This is a genomic window from Palleniella intestinalis (assembly GCF_013166595.1).
Classification (GTDB): domain Bacteria; phylum Bacteroidota; class Bacteroidia; order Bacteroidales; family Bacteroidaceae; genus Prevotella; species Prevotella intestinalis.
Genome location: NZ_JABKKG010000002.1, coordinates 150,527 through 167,323, shown reverse-complemented (window position 1 = coordinate 167,323; position 16,797 = coordinate 150,527). Strand labels below are relative to the sequence as shown.

15 protein-coding genes and 1 tRNA gene are annotated in these 16,797 nt (G+C 47.8%); 5 read left to right on the top strand and 11 right to left on the bottom strand.

Annotation, left to right across the window (positions count from 1 at the left end; genetic code table 11):
* Positions 1–5 precede the first annotated feature (5 nt).
* The 8 genes from HPS57_RS03120 to HPS57_RS03085 form a co-directional block, all read right to left on the bottom strand.
* Complete coding sequence (locus HPS57_RS03120; protein ID WP_290430996.1) at positions 6–719, bottom strand: hypothetical protein; 714 nt, start codon at positions 717–719, stop codon at positions 6–8.
* A 38-nt stretch (positions 720–757) separates the two neighbouring features.
* A complete protein-coding gene (locus HPS57_RS03115) occupies positions 758–3,592 on the bottom strand; it encodes a TraG family conjugative transposon ATPase (RefSeq protein WP_172180099.1) in 2,835 nt (944 codons plus the stop codon).
* Positions 3,593–3,880, bottom strand: a complete 288-nt coding sequence (locus HPS57_RS03110) for a DUF4133 domain-containing protein (protein ID WP_032942047.1) — start codon at positions 3,878–3,880, stop codon at positions 3,593–3,595.
* Between the two features lie 22 nt (positions 3,881–3,902).
* A complete protein-coding gene (locus tag HPS57_RS03105; protein WP_016277690.1) occupies positions 3,903–4,259 on the bottom strand; it encodes a DUF4134 domain-containing protein in 357 nt (118 codons plus the stop codon).
* A 164-nt stretch (positions 4,260–4,423) separates the two neighbouring features.
* The gene (locus tag HPS57_RS03100) at positions 4,424–4,789 is read right to left on the bottom strand and encodes a hypothetical protein (protein WP_016277691.1); all 366 of its coding nucleotides are present in this window, start codon (positions 4,787–4,789) and stop codon (positions 4,424–4,426) included.
* 5 nt (positions 4,790–4,794) lie between these two features.
* Positions 4,795–5,382: a hypothetical protein gene (locus HPS57_RS03095; protein ID WP_016277692.1), complete on the bottom strand. Its 588-nt coding sequence runs from the start codon at positions 5,380–5,382 to the stop codon at positions 4,795–4,797.
* Between the two features lie 13 nt (positions 5,383–5,395).
* On the bottom strand, positions 5,396–5,770 hold the full coding sequence (locus HPS57_RS03090; protein ID WP_016277693.1) for a hypothetical protein: 375 nt from the start codon (positions 5,768–5,770) through the stop codon (positions 5,396–5,398).
* Complete coding sequence (locus HPS57_RS03085; protein ID WP_016277694.1) at positions 5,767–6,465, bottom strand: ParA family protein; 699 nt, start codon at positions 6,463–6,465, stop codon at positions 5,767–5,769. Before HPS57_RS03085 ends, HPS57_RS03090 begins: the two co-directional genes overlap by 4 nt.
* 436 nt (positions 6,466–6,901) lie before the next feature.
* On the opposite strand from HPS57_RS03085, the gene HPS57_RS03080 reads away from it, so the two are divergent.
* A complete protein-coding gene (locus tag HPS57_RS03080; protein ID WP_136410199.1) occupies positions 6,902–7,486 on the top strand; it encodes a hypothetical protein in 585 nt (194 codons plus the stop codon).
* Between the two features lie 407 nt (positions 7,487–7,893).
* Here the strand turns inward: HPS57_RS03080 and HPS57_RS03075 are convergent, their stop codons facing one another.
* The 3 genes from HPS57_RS03075 to HPS57_RS03065 all read right to left on the bottom strand — a co-directional run bounded on the left by HPS57_RS03075 (position 7,894) and on the right by HPS57_RS03065 (position 11,621).
* Positions 7,894–9,453 (bottom strand): relaxase/mobilization nuclease domain-containing protein, encoded by a 1,560-nt coding sequence (locus HPS57_RS03075; RefSeq protein ID WP_016277696.1) that lies wholly within the window; start codon positions 9,451–9,453, stop codon positions 7,894–7,896.
* A gap of 100 nt (positions 9,454–9,553) precedes the next feature.
* Positions 9,554–9,952, bottom strand: coding sequence for a hypothetical protein (locus HPS57_RS03070; RefSeq protein ID WP_016277697.1), 399 nt, complete (start codon positions 9,950–9,952; stop codon positions 9,554–9,556).
* A 1,598-nt stretch (positions 9,953–11,550) separates the two neighbouring features.
* Positions 11,551–11,621 (bottom strand) — tRNA-Gln (locus HPS57_RS03065).
* A gap of 226 nt (positions 11,622–11,847) precedes the next feature.
* On the opposite strand from HPS57_RS03065, the gene rsfS reads away from it, so the two are divergent.
* The 4 genes from rsfS to HPS57_RS03045 all read left to right on the top strand — a co-directional run bounded on the left by rsfS (position 11,848) and on the right by HPS57_RS03045 (position 16,717).
* Positions 11,848–12,210 (top strand): ribosome silencing factor, encoded by a 363-nt coding sequence (gene rsfS / locus HPS57_RS03060; RefSeq protein WP_172180097.1) that lies wholly within the window; start codon positions 11,848–11,850, stop codon positions 12,208–12,210.
* A gap of 114 nt (positions 12,211–12,324) precedes the next feature.
* Positions 12,325–14,376: an ATP-dependent zinc metalloprotease FtsH gene (ftsH, locus tag HPS57_RS03055; RefSeq protein ID WP_172180095.1), complete on the top strand. Its 2,052-nt coding sequence runs from the start codon at positions 12,325–12,327 to the stop codon at positions 14,374–14,376.
* Positions 14,377–14,399: 23 nt separating this feature from the next.
* Positions 14,400–15,281, top strand: a complete 882-nt coding sequence (locus tag HPS57_RS03050; RefSeq protein WP_172180093.1) for a phosphatidate cytidylyltransferase — start codon at positions 14,400–14,402, stop codon at positions 15,279–15,281.
* 107 nt (positions 15,282–15,388) lie between these two features.
* Complete coding sequence (locus tag HPS57_RS03045; RefSeq protein WP_172180091.1) at positions 15,389–16,717, top strand: M18 family aminopeptidase; 1,329 nt, start codon at positions 15,389–15,391, stop codon at positions 16,715–16,717.
* Positions 16,718–16,797 lie beyond the last annotated feature (80 nt).

The following is a 16,797-nucleotide window of genomic DNA, read 5'->3' as shown; positions in this document are numbered from 1 at the left end:
CTCCGTCATTTTATAATCCGCAGTCCGTTCCAGTTGAGTATCAGCATACCTACCTGATTCTGCATGACTTTCATGTTGGCCCAGCCCTCAGGGTCTATTGCAAAAAACAGGTCATCTTTTGTGGCGTACTGAGCCATAGCCATCATAGCCTGAACCTTGTAGCGGATTTCGAGAAGGTCGGTGTATATCCTGTTGGCTACCGTCAGCCGGTCGTAGCGGTCAAGGAAATTGTATCCGTCGCTCTTGGTCGCGGCGGTAGCCTGGCCTTTGAGGGGATTCTGAACCTTGCCGTTGTTGACTATGTTGATGAAGTCGGCCACAAGCTGCTGCGTCTGGGCTGTGAGGTTGCCGAGTTCGTTAAGGCATAGTGCCTTGTTTGTGAACTTGGCCTTGCTCACCGTCTTTACCAACTCCGGCACGCTCTTGACTATGTCGAAGGCGCACAGTCCTATCTCCACATAATATTTGCTCTCGGTGCCGAAGCCTGAGATATTCTCCATAGTCACCTTGTAGAGTTCGGTGATGGTCGCCATGCTCACGGTGTATTGCTCCAGCTTGTTCTGCTTGGCGGATATGGAGTCGAGTCTCTTGTTGTGCTGATCCTCGATGGCTTTCTGCGATGCGAGATTGGTTGTCACCGCTTTCAGACAGTACGGGTCAATCACCACTTTCCATGCCGAGGCAGTGCCGAAAAAGCATGCCACGCAGATAATCAGCATGATATTACGCATGACGTATTGTGAATTATATTTTGGATTTACCATAGCGACATTACTTTCTGTTGTTGGTTGACCTTACGGGCAAAATCAAGATATTTGGATATTCCGGCTCTCTTGCGGTCGGCCTCGATATTGGTTATCGCCTCCTGCATGGTGCCGTAATGACGGAGATATATTTTCAGAGCCTCTTTCTCGGCCCGCTCGGTGGTGTAGGCCCAGTAACACTCCGGCGGCTCCTCGACGCCATAGACATCGGAGTTCTGGCCGCGGCATATCCACACCTCTTTGAAGTAGTTGCGTCCCTCCTTGTTATTGAGGGCGTTGACTGTGAATATCTGCTGCTTCTGAATAGGTGTCAGTCCGAGTATGGCCGCTATGTCGTTGTACCTGTCCTTGAACTTCGACTGGTCGAGCAATATCTTCACATCGGAGTTGTTGATTATCGCCTCCTTTACGATGGGAGAATCAATTACATCGTTAAGCTCCTGTGTCACCACACCGACTATGCCGTGGAACTTGCGGACGGTCTTATACAGGAACTTTATGTACTCCGCCATAGTGGGCGAGGCTATCGCTTTCCATGCCTCCTCGATTATCAGGGCCTTGCGTCCTTTCTTGATACGCATTTTCTGGAGAAACACGTCCATGATTATCAGCACTATGATCGGGAAAAGCACGGGGTCATCCTTAATCTTGTCGATTTCAAAGACAATGAAACGCTCGTCAAAAAGATTGGTGTCAAGGTCGGAGTTGAGCGTCACCTCCAGCTCTCCACCACGGTAGAACTGTTTGAGGATAGCGGCAAAGTCTCGTATGTCGAAATGTATCTTCTCCAGCGATGTGATCTGCGGTATCCGTTCAAGGGCGAACTCGTAGTAGGTGTTGAAGGAGAGCGACGGCACTTTGAGGCGGCGTTTCTGCTCCTCCATGTGGTCTATCTGCTTGTCAATCTTCATCAGCATCGAGGTCTCGTGCAGCTCTTTCTTATATACCTCAATCTTTGAGGCAGCTTTCTCTTTCTCCGCCTCGGTAGTGGCACGGTCAACAATCATGGCCCTCAGTGCCCGGCACTGGCGGATAATCTTGTTGCGCCGTTCCTCCGAAGGGAGTATGAGGGCGCGGACGGTTGTCTTGGTCTCCGGTTCAGGGGCGTTTATCTGTTCCTCGATGTCACGCATATCGGTGGCGAACTTCTCGTAGTCGTCCTCCATCTTGGCTGCCACAAGCAATTTCTGGCGCAAGCCCTCGCGCTCCGTGTCGGAAAATGAGGTGAACGGATTGAAATATGCCTCGTAATATTCCACTATGGCCTGGTTGACAAGCATATCCTCAATTTTTGAAGGAGCCTCGTTGCCTTTGAAAATCAGGAATATCAGCGATTTGAGAAAATTCTTCTTCTCCCCGAAGTTCTGCTCATATTCCTCGCGTGTCACCTTAAACGGGTTCATCGAGATAGGCTTCTCCTTTGAGTATGAGATATATGTGCCGCCGAAATAGCCGCAAATACCCTCGTAGGAGTCGCCGGTATCGACCATCACGACATCGGTGTTCTGCTCCAACAGCTGCCTTACCACACTGTTCATGTGGAAGGATTTGCCGCTGCCGCTTGGCCCGATGCAGAAGAAGTTGGCGTTGTCGGTCATCTTCACCTTGCCCTCCTTGCCGGTTATGTCTATGCACACCGGGAGTCCCTGACGGTCGGTGTAGAATGTGGTGAGAGGCGTGTCCTCGCACCCTTTGAGGTGTTCCTTGAAGAAAAGGCACAGTGCCGAGTCCGACAGTGTGAGGAACAGGTCATAGTCGGGATTGAAGCCGTAGGCACAGCCCGGAAAGGAGTTGATGAACAGTTCCAGCTGGTTGTAGGCTGTTCGTGACGGCATTATGCCGCACTCGTAGAGTTTGGTCTCAAGAAACGATGTGACCGGTGTAACCTTGTCGGGAGGACAGCTCACGATGATGTTGAAATTGGTGTTGACAAGAAGGGAAGAGTCAACGGCGAGGATGTTGAGAACTTCCTCAATGTCGGCTTTCGCTATCTTGTTGCTCGGATCGGGCATGGAGCCGTGACGTTTCGCCTTACCTTGCAGTTTTCTGAGCAGCTTCCGCTGTCCCGGTATCTGCACCACCTGATTGAACACCACACAGTCGGCGTGGGGCACTTCGGCAAGAAATGAGAACACATCGGTAGCCACGGGATAACCGTTGACACTCATCTCGGTATATGGCTTCACTACCGAGGGGAGATTTATTTCGTCAATATCCACAAGGGGATATGAGCGGATAATGCGGCTGCCTGTCCGCAGGTATTCGTCGGAAGCCTTGAAATTTGTCATGGAGAATGGGCCGTGCTGGAAATGGAACGCCATGAAGCGGTGCAGGTACTCGTTGACCTCCGGCTTTGTCAGCTTGCGGTGGCTTATCCCTTTCTCGGTAAGGATGTCGTCAACTTTGGCGACCTTTGAATGGAAGTCGAGCCATTTCTTGGGGTCGTATTGCACGAACTGTCCGCGCTGCGCCTCCTGTGTCACTATCAGATAGGTTGTGATTTCAGTGAACTCACGGCCCTCGAAGTAATTGAAATAACTCCGGGTCAGGAACTCGGCGTCTTCGGGCACGTCGCGGTGGTAACGCTGGCGGCAGAATATGTCCTGCTTCTGCAAGGCATAGCCCTCGCCGAGCGTCTGGACGATGTTAGCCAGCACGTCCTGAAATACCATGTACCGCTCCGAGTCGGTACACAGCCGGAGAACAGGGTTTGTCATTTCAAAAATGACAGAGGGGGCCCCCTTTGCGTCGAACAGCACCACATTACCGTCCGTTTCCTCCAACTGGGCGTATATCCCGTCGAAGACTTTTTTGTTTTCCTTTGCCATTCAGTGCTTGAATAAATTGTGATAGATAAAGATTCCACGGTCTTTCCGCTTGTTGTGCAGTCCGCCGCGCTGCTTGACATATATTGTCACCAGCCCTGCGGCGGCCATTACAAGCATGGCGATAAACCCCGCGAGCTTTCCCAATGCTATGGAGAACACTATGAACCCCACGAAGGACACTCCTATGGCGGCAGCCGCCAATGTCAGGAAACGTCCGCGTATTCCCATGAACTCCAATGGTTTCTGTAACCCTTTGTAAACCGGATAGCCGTCGTTGTATATCGCCATGACTGTATGGATCTGCGGTTGCTTACTTGAAGAAGAGCGGAAGAGCCTCGCTCAGTGCGATGAAGGCGATACAGCCGCCGATGGTGAGCATGATGGTCTTCTTGACATCCTGGTCGCCGTTCTGCATCTTGAAATAGACGTTGAAGGCACCCACGAGGACAATCACTGCGGCGATCGCCTTCATGAGATTGGAGACAGGGGTCTGGTAGGAGCTTACCTCCTGTGTGGCTTTGGTGAAGCCTGCCGCACCCTTGCTGGCGGCCATCATGTCGGACACGGTGAGCATCACCGCGCCCATAGCAAGCATACCCTTACGGGCGAAGGCTGAGTTGCCGAGGCGTGAGATAGCACGCTGACACTTTGATTTGATTTTCTGCATATACGCTGATTGATAAGTTCTTGAAAAGGTTATCGGGCGTTAAAGGCAATGCAGGGCGTTAAAGGCAGTGTCGGGCAGTAAAGACAACTTAGTTCAATAAAGGCATCGGTTGGAGAGAGAGGTATCGGGTTATACGAATATGGTTAGCGGCAAGTCAGTTGATGTCAAGCAGCGGATTCACATTTGATGATGATTTCTCCGAGGCCGGCGAGGGAGGCATCTTCAGAACTGGTTATGTTGCGGGCTTTTCTTGCAAGCTGTTCAACCGGAAGATAATTTGTCATCAGCGGCTTGGAGAGGGTCGGTTTCTCGGCCGGAGCCTTGACCGGCTTCTTGGCACTCTGTTGACCGCGCTTGATTTCGATTGCCTTGAATGAGTTTGCTTCATCGGATATGTCGATCTCAGCTTCATCGGGTGTGCCGGATTCATCGGCGGCTCCCGTAGGCTTTATGAAAAGATCCATACAGACAAGGACTGCATAATATAATATGAGTACGGCTGTCAGGCAGGTAAAAATAGTTCCGAACATGATTATCAGATTATTTTTGTTGTGAATGATTGTTGTTGCGGCAAGGGGAGAAAAGTAAGGCCGAGGGATGCGCCTCTGTCCTCGTGTCTTGAACAGCGTGCCATGTCAGGACTGAAAAATACGGTGTCATTGCCTCGCATGACCACATATCCGTATTGTTTGAGCCGGTTGCGTAAGATGGCTCGTCGGCGGTTGCCTGTGACCTTGACATTGGTTATCGGGGCAAGTCCTATCCTCAGGCGCAGTCTCTCACGACGTATTATTTCCTTGCGTCTGGAGGAAATGAACCGTGAGGCATCATCGGCATCGCGTTTCAGTCCCAAACGTCCGGCCATGCGTTTGACGGTGCGGAGACTCAATCCTGTCAGGCGTGACAGTTCGGACTGGGAATGAGTGCGGTAATTCTCCATCAGGATTCTCTCAGCTTCCTTGCGTCTGATGTCACGTTCCTTTTCAAGTCCGAGTTCGGCTGCTTTCGCCACCACACACCTCGTACCCACACCGATAGCTGCTGCTATCCGTGTATTCGTGTCGTGCGGATACATCTCACGCAGTGTGCGGAGCATATCATAAGACCATTTGATTGTTCTCATATCCAGTAAGTTTTTATGTGTTGCCGAGTAATGACCTGTTGTTTTTCCTGAATTGCCGAAGCCTGTCAAGATACCGGTTTACAAAAGTCCTGACTATTGCGTTCACAATATCGGAGCGGCATTTGCGGTCGATGTCGCAGGCATCGAGGGAGTCCGCAAGGTCGCGGTCGAGCTTGCATATCATGCGGTCATCTTTTTTCTCCCTGAAATTATACAGGGCAAGGTTCTTTCTGAAAAGCTCCCAGTCATCGTCATTGTCGGGCGACGGCTCAGGTTCGGGAACGGTATGCTGTTCCGGTGCCGGTGGCATGGTCTCCGCTCCGGGAACAAGGTTGCCGAGTCCTCCGAGCAGGTCGTTCAGTTTGGGGTATGGGGTGTCCTGGTTCATTCTTCTTCTGTATTTGGTATGCCGAATATGTCATTGTAAATATGGTCGAAGGCCGGTGAAACTACGAGCATCTGGTCGTCCATGCCGGAGATTGTGCTGAAACGGCGTAGTGTCTGGCGTTTATAAACGGTCGGTGCTATACGCACGTGTTCGCTCAGCTTCTTGTTCACGAGCTTCCATAACTCCTTTTCCTCTTTGGTGCCGACACCCTGTTCTTCAAGATTGGGTATTACATAGTGTACCGTTTTCATGGCATTTCCGATGCTTCGTCTCAATTCGACTATCATGGCGACAAATATAGCGGTGGAGGGTACGGTCAGATTGTCATAGTGGAACGGAGTCAGCAAATAATCCGTATTGGCGAAAAGTGCCAGCAACGCCTGGTCGTTGAGACTGCCTGCCGAGTCAAACAGAGCGAAGTCCACGGCGGCTGAGTTGTGCAGGTTCTCGATCAGCGCGATAAGAGCCGGCTCGTTGCTCATGCTGAAAGGATATATGTTATAAGGCAGCGGCACTCCTGCATAGGTGGCGGTGTCCGCTGTGCGTTTCTTGACGATGGACTGCTGCGGATCGGTGTCGAACACGGTCACGCTGTGCCCCCTTGACACAAGGTAGCTTGCGAAAAGGGCGCACAGCGTTGTCTTGCCGACTCCGCCTTTCTGATTGGCGAATGTGATTATACAGGTTGATTCCATTGATAGAAACTGTCGGTTGGTTTTTGAGCAAAATTATCATGGGCCGATTGCTAAACCCGAAATTCCGAACAGTTTTCATCATCGGATAATGCGATATTGTGTTGAAATGGCTATCTGAGCGTGTAATATAGTGGCTATCACGCACACATTGTCACCGGATAGAAGTCACGGGAAAGCCATTAGTTTTATAAGACGACTGATGTTTTCTTGATAATAGCTCAAACGAGAAGCGCAAGCCGTAAGCACATTATAGTAGCATAGTCGGCAAGGAGTTCATACCCCATTCTCAGGAAATAGTGATTGCATAGGATGCCTTTCCTCTTTCTATTAAGGGTAACCACTGAAAATTGCTTGATATGGAAGAAGATATATACCAGAATTATTACTATATTTGCACTCAAGACCAAGTAATATGCGTAATTCTCGGATTTCAAATGTGGCATTAAAGATAGCAAATAAGCTATCTTTACATCATCATAAACAAATTGCTTATAAATTCCTCAATCATAATAATTTTTTGATGGTAGCGGGGTTTTGTGTAGAACCAAATCGTTTCCAATCTAATACATTTTCTATTAGATATTTCATTCAACCATTATACATAAAATTTGATTATATAGATCTTTCTTTGGGTGATGTGATTGGAGAATGGGAATATACCGAGATAGATACTTCTTTAGATGAAATTTGCCGGGTGTATAATGATAAGCTATCTCATCTAAATTCAATAATTGATGTTGTCAATGCCGTATTGAATTGTCAAATCCGTTTTTATGGTAGTTCGGTTGCACGGACTGAATTATTTGCCTATTCGTATCTTGTCCTAAATGAATATGCTCAAGCTATCCCATTCTTAACTACTCTCATTACGCTAAATGACGATGATAACAAAGAATGGTATTCACCTATAATTTCCTCAGCTACTCACATATGTAAATTAATTCAACATAATAATTATGCAGAAGTCAGCGATATAATGCTTTTGTGGCAGTCATATACTCGCGGCAAATTAGGAGTTTAGGTTATGTATTTTGCTACATAAGCGACCTATGTATATTCTACTGCTACGGTTTAATATCAACAAAACTCGGCTATAAGATATTTGGATTTGTTGGCCCCAAGCTCATGCTGACAGTGAAAATGCACATTATCAAAAATATAATTAGCAAACCGGTAACAATAAGAGTTAGTAATGTAGAAAGCCAGGGATTTAACCGTCTTGATATGAAACGAGCAAACCATCGGACTATAATAATAGCCCCAATGATTGCAATTATCAAAGCCGATATGTAGAAAACTTCTTTCACTGCTCAAAATTAATACATATTCCTGACATAACCCCAAGAAAGATTACATTAACAGACTCCAAATGACGTTTCTAATTAAAATGGCGGTAAAAAGGCCATCGGATAAAAGTCACGGAATTACCTATCGTTTTATCGAGGACTCATCATCTATCCTGTCATAGTCCCCTTTGTAGCCTACTTCCCATTCCCTGTTCTGGCCTTGACCTGACTCCACGTCATGCGGCTTCCTTATTCCGGAACCGGGCTTTCGTCTGACGGCCGCGTTTTGTTTTTTGTCCTCGACGGGATTCTTGACAAACTGGAGCCGTCTTATATCGAAGCCCTCGTTTTCAAGATTTATAAGGACGCGGGCTTTCATGTCAAAGGCATACATTTCTCCCTCAATATCCCGGATTGTAAATCCTGCACTGCGGAGTGTCTGACGGTGTATATAACCTGTGCTGCTGTCAAATATGCTTCTCAGATCTGACAGCCGATTATTGTATTGTGTTGTCCTTGTCCCGTTGATTTCCACCATGTGGGGCACAGTCACCTTTCCGATCGAACAGAGAAAGTCCCGCTCCGCTTCCGTTGCCGGAGCGAATGACTCCACCCATTGAATACGGTTGTTGCGTCTCAGAGCCTCCCACATATGGGAACGGAGAGGACGGCTGTCTCTGCCTCGCCATATCTGCCCTTGTTTCACATAGGCTTTGTACTGGCGGCTCAGTATGTCGTTAAGCTCGCCGATGGTGATTTTTGGATCATTTGCTAACTGGGCGTCGATTTGTGAGTCTATTCTTGCGAACCGTTCATCAGGTGTCGCAAAATCCAGCAGCTCCTTTATCGGATATATCTTGCCTCCGTTGATGACAGCTTTCTTGTTATGGTCGATTATCATATAGCCGTATGGAGAATCTTTCTTTCCGAAAAACACAAGCTCGATACCGAATTTCCTTTTCAGTTCATCGGCGAGTTCTTTCTTGTTGGCGGTCAGGTCTCGGTATTTGGCGAATATGGCGCGGAGCTGTCTCCTGCGCTGGCGGTCGAATGTCGTTGAACGGTAATGTGAGCTGATTTCCTCCAGCGGTATTTTAAGACACACGGCACCGCCACGTTTTATGGATACCACTCCCTCATTGTCGTAACACTCATAACCGAGCGAGTTCATAAGAGCCTTGAACTGTGTGATGGATGCGAATTTATAAGACAAGGCTTCTTCCATATCCCTGTGTGCTTTCTCGTTAATGTCGTTTCCAAGCAACCGCTCGACCACACGTTGCGACCTTACCCGTTCATGGTTATGGTCTATCTTGCGACCGTCCGGTGCCACACGCGATGTTATTATATGTATATGTGTGTTGTCAGTATCGGTATGTCCGTAAACCAGCAGGGGCTGTCCTTCTTCTCCATATCCCATCTCCCGGAGATATTCATGGGCGAAGTCCAGAAGTTCCTGTTCCGTCTTTTCGTGTCCCCGGCATGAAAACGCCATGTGGAACTGCGCTTTCTTGATTCTCGGATTTTTGGAAGAGTAATTTTCAAGATAGGCGACGAGGTCGTCGGGGGTATGGTGTCCCAACATTTCGACCGCATCAAAATTTTTCATTTCCAGCAGATGTGCCGAGCCTTTGGCTACCTTGCGTTCATTATATCCGACTGCATGGAAGCAGGTGCTTGAAGGAAGTATTGTCGCTATCATGTGAATATATGATTAAGATAAAATCACGGTTTGGGATTATATGAGTATAAGGAACCGGGGCTATATGATAATTCGGTTATAGTTGCATCAGATGTTCGGATTATCCGTTCTTCAGTACACTGCGTATTATCTTGCTTACTACATCGGAGTGTTCGGCTATGATTTTATCCATAGTCTTCTTCAAGCCATCTATGGAAGGTATCAGTACCTCTTTATAATATGTCTCGCTCAACAATCCGGCTACGGAAAGTTCGTTGGCGCGTTTCATTGCCTGGTTGAGATTGCCGCCGGCCCAGCCAAGTTCGTCCTTGAATCTCCGGCAGAGCGAGGCCATCTCTTCCACGGCTTGCATACGGTCTTTCGCGTCCTTGTCGGAAAACTCCACAAGTGCGGCACGGATATACGAGCTTATGCTCCTGAATTCCTTTGAGCGGACTTTGAGCCGTTCAAGTTCGGTGTCGGTAAATAGAATCTCTATTCTGTTGGTTCTCTTTTCCATATTTTCCAGTGATTAAAAATCGGCGAGTTGCGAGCTGATTTTCTCCGCCCGACAGGGTGGCAAGTTACTTTTCTTCGGTAAAACTCCGTTTTATCCGGGGAAAAGTACAACTTGCTTAACAAATTCTGCACCTTTGGCACGAGTGCCCTGATGCACTCCCGACCTCGCTTCGCGCGGCGAAGTTAGCTCACTTCGGTTGACCGCGCACAAATTCCGAACATAATCTTTTTATCTGACAACTTGGAACATCGGTACTCAATCAAAGAATAATGATTTGCCCTATGTATCATACACTCTTATTATCACATACTGTCGTTATCGGATAGTGACTGCTGTTGCTGTCACGACAATCACATTATCATATACAGTGATATGGCTTGTATCAGAGCATGAAATGATGTGAAAATCAGATGAATATGTACTAAAATAATGGCTTGAAAATTTGCATAAGTCATTGAAATTTAGTATATTTACATACTCGGAGCATTACTTCGGGCGATAGTTTGATGATGTTGAAATGGCATTATCAGACTATCTGAACATCATAATATCTCTCACCATGTTCGCACTTCTATTGATGATATATCTATTGCCCGTTGCGATAGTCGCAGGATTATTGCTCCGCTTTATCCGATGGTCGCTTGTAATGATTATACGTCTTGCCTGCCGGATTGTGTCTTTGGTATGGCGTATGATTTGTTGGCTGCTTCTGCTCGGCTGGAGAGGATTACGGTCGTTGTGGAGACGGTATCGACACAGGACTGCTCCGTGAAATTTTCTTTAAGGGAGAAAATCAGGAGGGCAGGCATAATCTTCTCCCTGCGGTGGGATTTTTCAGACTGGGAAGCAAGTGGGAAAAACAGTACGGATTTCGGCTGATATGCGCCACCTTTGCCGTCACCTTGACCGACACCTTATCCGCCACTTCTGCCGCCACCATTTCAGACACCCGTTCCGACACATTTACCGCCACTGATACAGACACACTTACATACACTCTTGGGGACACTCTTTCGGACACTTATGGGGACACCTTTGGGGACACTTTTACAGACACCTTTTCCGCCACTTTTTCGGTCAGTGTGCGCCACCTTTTTCGCCACCTTTTTTGAGGCTCCCGGACACCCGTCCACAGCACCGAACTTTTGCCCGAAAACAGGCGTTCAAGTATGAGAACCACAATTTTTAATAGTTAAATATTGTTTATTTGGCAAATATTCGGATAATAAGTGTTAATTTTGTGATGCTCTCGCAGGTAGTGATAAATCAGGGCAATTTTGCCCTCCAAAATAGAGCGGAAAATGTGGTACAAACCGTGGTACATTGCTTCTCAATTATATCAACCAACAAATTGAAAATCAACAAGATAACACCACTCTCACAAGGCCCGCTCGGATCACCAAAAGGAATGCTTAAAACCATAAATCATTTGGTTTTAAGCATTCCTTTTTTTTGTATAGTCTAAAGAAATGTGGCTAAATTGTGAAATGTCGTATGGAAGTATCTGTTGTGATATGTGTTCCCTGGTTTGGAATACTATAGGGGGTAGGTGTAGAAAAAGAAAAACCGAGATTCAAAAGAATCTCGGTTTTTCTTTGTTGGGGTATCCGGACTCGAACCAGAAAAGGCAGGACCAGAATCTGCAGTGTTACCATTACACCATACCCCAATTTTGTGTGCTTCTCTTAGCACTGCAACTGTGTTTCTCAATTGCGAGTGCAAAGGTACGGAGTTTTTTTGAAACCACCAAATTTTTTGCGGATTTTTTTTGAAAAACATGCGATTTTCTTCGATATTACATAAAAAAACACAAAAAAAGAGCTTCTACGGTGCTTATTCAATAGAAATAGTGTACCTTTGCAGGCAAAGAAATCACATATTATAAATAAGCAAATATGACAGAAGAAATAAAGACATTAGTAGACAAAGCAGTTGGGGCTATACAGGACAAAAAGGGCCGTGGAATAACAGTGATAGACCTTTCGGAGATTGACGGCTGCATAACAAAGGCATTTGTTGTCTGTGAGGGCGGTTCTCCTTCACAGGTTGAGGCTATTTCCGACAACATAGAGGAGAAGATGCGTGTGGACCTGAAAGAGAAGCCGATAAAGACTGCCGGACTGGAGAACTGTGTCTGGGTGGCGATGGACTATGTTGACATCATGGTTCACATATTTGTGCCTGAGACACGCGAGCATTATGATTTGGAGCACTTGTGGGCTGACGCTCCGTCGGAAGTGATTCCTGATGTGGATTAATCCAAGGCTGCTTTTTATGCAGTGCCATGAATGACATGTGTTTCATGGCGTTTACTGAAGCAATACACATTATATTATTAAAAAAGAAAAAACTATTTCGGACAAAGTTCGACTATGGCAAAATCACCAGCAGGGGGCTTCGGACCGGACAATATGCCTAAAGGTCCGAAAATGCCTCGGTTTAATCTAAATTGGCTGTATGCGATTATCATCGTCATACTTGCCTATATCTTTTTCACCGGTGGTGGAAATATAGGGAAACAGTCTTCCACGGAAGCGTCATACAGTGACTTCAAGCAGTTTGTAAGCCACGGTTATGCCTCCAAGGTTGTTGTTAACAAGAGTGAGTCTTCACTGAAAATGTATGTTAAGGCGGAGCATGTCCGTCAGGTGTTCCATGCCGGCGCCAAGCAGGTGGGTGTCAATCCTTATGTGAATGTGAACTTCGGTTCCGTTGACCAGGTGGAGAAATTCCTTGATGCTCAGCAGGCACAGAAGCATTTCAACGGCAACCTTGAATATGAGGTTAGCCACAATGGTTTTCTTGATGTGCTCCTCTCATTGGCTCCGACAATATTCTTCATTGCGATATGGATATTCATCATCCGCCGCATGAGTGGCGGTTTCGGTGGGGGAGGCTCTGCCGGCGGAAGCAGTATCTTCAATGTCGGCAAGAGCAAGGCGCAGGAGTACGGAAAGGACAACCCTCATGACATAACATTCAAGGATGTTGCAGGTCAGGAGGGTGCCAAGCAGGAGGTGCAGGAAATCGTTGAGTTCCTGAAGAATCCTAAGAAATACACCGACCTCGGAGGCAAGATTCCTAAGGGTGCATTGCTTGTGGGACCTCCGGGAACAGGCAAGACTCTCCTTGCCAAGGCTGTTGCCGGAGAGGCCGGAGTGCCATTCTTCTCAATGTCAGGTTCTGACTTTGTGGAGATGTTCGTGGGTGTCGGTGCATCCCGAGTGCGCGATTTGTTCAACAAGGCAAAGGCAAAGGCCCCAAGCATCATCTTCATTGATGAGATTGACGCTGTCGGGCGTGCACGTTCCAATCATCCTGGAATGGGCGGAAACGATGAGCGTGAGAACACCCTCAATGCCCTTCTAACCGAGATGGATGGCTTTGGTACAAACTCCGGTGTGATAATTCTTGCAGCGACAAACCGTGTCGACATGCTTGACAAGGCACTTTTGCGTGCCGGACGCTTTGACCGTGAGATTCATGTCGAGTTGCCTGACCTCAACGAGCGTAAGGCAATCTTCAAGGTTCACTTGCGCCCTGTCAAGATAGACAAAGACCTTGACATTGAGCTTCTTGCCCGTCAGACACCGGGATTCTCGGGTGCGGACATCGCAAATGTCTGCAATGAGGCTGCCCTGATAGCTGCCCGTGCTGACAAGAAGGCTGTCACACAGCAGGATTTCCTTGCTGCCGTCGACCGTATCATCGGTGGTCTGGAGAAAAAGACCAAGGTTATGACTGCGGAAGAGAAGAAGGCCATCGCCTACCATGAGGCAGGCCATGCCACAATCAGCTGGTTCTGCCAGTATGCAAACCCACTTGTCAAGGTTACAATCGTACCGCGCGGAAGGGCTCTCGGTGCTGCATGGTATCTCCCTGAGGAACGTCAGATAACGACAAAGGAGGCTATGCTGGACGAAATCTGTGCACTTCTTGGCGGCCGTGCGGCAGAGGATGTGTTCCTTGGAAGAATCTCTACCGGTGCGATGAATGACCTTGAGCGTTCCACAAAGGCAGCATATTCTATGGTGGCGTATGCAGGTATGAGCGACGCCCTGCCTAATCTGTGCTACTATAATCAGGAGCAGTACTCATTCTCCAAGCCATATTCTGACACAACCGCACGACTTATAGACGAGGAGGTGCAGAAGATGATTGGTGAACAGTATGCCCGTGCAAAGAAACTGTTGGAGAAATACAGTGAGGGGCATAATGCCTTGGCACAGTTGCTGATAGACAGGGAGGTTATTTTTGCAGAGGATGTTGAGCGCATCTTTGGCAAACGACAGTGGGCTTCACGCTCAGAAGAGTTGCTCTCTTCTGATGATGAGGCTGAAACTGCTGACACTTCTGCTCCTGCCCTTGAAAGCAATCCACAGGCAGATGACGTGATTACAGACACAACTCCAAAGGACGCGTGATGCGTATAAATAACCTTAATGCTATGAGTGAAAAACAGAAAAATCTGATAGTGAGGGCCATAACGGGTGTCTTCTTTGTAGCCGCCCTTGTCACTTGCTTTCTAAAGCCTACATCGATGGTGTTCCTGTTCACCCTGATAACGGGAATGTCTGTCTGGGAATATACGGGGCTTGTCAATGACAATGTGGAGAATGTCTCCGTCAATCGGTTCATCTCCACCGCAGCAGGTGTGTTCCTCTTCCTTGCGACTTCCGCTTTTGTCAGCGGAATGTCCACGGCGGAGGTGTTCATACCTTATCTTCTGACAATCATTTATCTGCTTGTCAGCGAACTGTACACAGGCAATCCAAATCCGTTGGCTGACTGGGCGTACACAATGATGGGGCAGATGTACATTGCATTGCCATTCTCCACAATCAATGTACTTGCCTTTCAGAATGTTGACGGATACGTGGAGTATCAGTACCTCTTGCCATTGAGCGTGTTTGTCTTCTTGTGGGTGAACGACACCGGAGCCTATTGCTCGGGGTCACTGTTCGGAAAACACAAGCTGTTCCCGCGCATCTCTCCGGCAAAGTCATGGGAAGGCAGCATCGGTGGAGGAGTATTCGTCATTATAGCAGCGGCTCTCGTTGGGTATTTCTCCTATATACCGGCATCATACGTTGACCCGATGCCGCTGTCATCGCATATTGCGAAATGGATAGGCCTTGGCATTGTTGTCGCGGTTTTCGGCACATGGGGCGACTTGGTGGAGTCACTCATCAAGCGCACGATAGGCATTAAGGATTCCGGCAATATCCTTCCGGGACATGGAGGAATGCTTGACCGCTTTGATTCTTCATTGCTTGCCATTCCGGCAAGTGTGATATATCTTTACGCTCTGCAGTATATCATGCAGTAAAGAGTTTTGGGGCTTTAAGGACTCTGAAGTTTTTCCGGGTTCTTGAAGCCCCAAAATGCTCTGAAAGTTTTTTAAGTCCAAAACTTTGCTAACACAAAAAGAACACTATGTACACAGAAAAACTCTTGGCGTTTCTTGACGCCTCTCCCGTTAATTTCCTTGCAGTTAAGAATGTTTGCGACACGCTTGACCGTTGCGGTTACATCCGTGTGGATGCCAAAGACCGCATGCCGGCTGTCAAACCGGGTGACAAACTGTATCTGACAAAGAACGATTCCGCTGTATTCGCTTTCCATATAGGCAGCCGGAACATAGGCGACGCGGGCTTCAGGATGATATGTGCGCACAGCGATTCTCCTACATTCCGCATAAAGCCTAATGCCGAGATTCGTTGCGAGGGAGGAATGGTGAAGCTGAACACCGAACTTTACGGCGGTGCTATTATGTCAACATGGTTTGACCGTCCATTGTCGCTTGCAGGAAGAGTGATACTCCGCACATCCGATGCCCTTAATCCAGAGACAAGACTGTTGCACATCAAGCGTCCGCTTCTGCAGATTTCCAACCTCGCCATACACTTCAACCGTCAGGTGAATGACGGTGTGAAACTGTCAAAACAGAAGGATATGCTCCCGTTAATGGGATTTGTCAATGACGAATTGGAGCGTGGCGGTATGCTTATGAAGGCAGTCTGCGACGAACTTAATGCCACACGACAGGACGGTACGCCACAGGTAGAACCGAAAGACATCCTTGATTTCGACCTTTATCTTTACGATACTACTCCGGCATGCCTTTTCGGAATGCACAATGAACTGATTTCCGCAGGCCGTCTTGATGACCTTTCCATGGTTCATGCCGGTATGGAAGCCCTGATAAGCTCTTGCGACACAGTGCCGGAAGTGACAAAAGTCCTTGCCGTCTTTGACAATGAGGAGACCGGTTCGCAGACAAAGCAGGGGGCAGGCAGTCCGTTCCTCATGTCGCTCATTGAGCGTCTTGTCTTCGCTCAGGGAGGAACAGCGGAGGATATGTACCGTGCTGTTGAGCATGCCTTCATGATAAGTGCGGACAATGCTCACGCATGGCATCCTAACTACTCGGAGAAATACGACCCGACAAACCATCCTGTGCTTGGCGGAGGTCCTGTCATCAAGTTCAATGCGTCACAGAAATATGCTAGCGATGCCGTCTCTGCTGCCGTTTTCCAGCAGATATGTGAGCATGCCGGTGTGCCTTGCCAGCGGTTTGTTAACCACAGTGATGTCGCCGGAGGCTCAACCTTGGGCAACATCCTCGCATCCTCTCTCCCTCTCCGTGGTGTGGACATGGGTAATCCGGTGCTTGCCATGCACAGTGTGCGCGAGACCGCCTCTGCAGCCGATCATGAGTATTGCACCGCCGCATTCATAGAGTTCTATAATGGAAAACACTAAAGGAGTGCAAATATAAGCTAGTCAACAAAATCAAATGCATATGGAAACATTGAATACCATATTGTTTGTTTTGTTGGCTA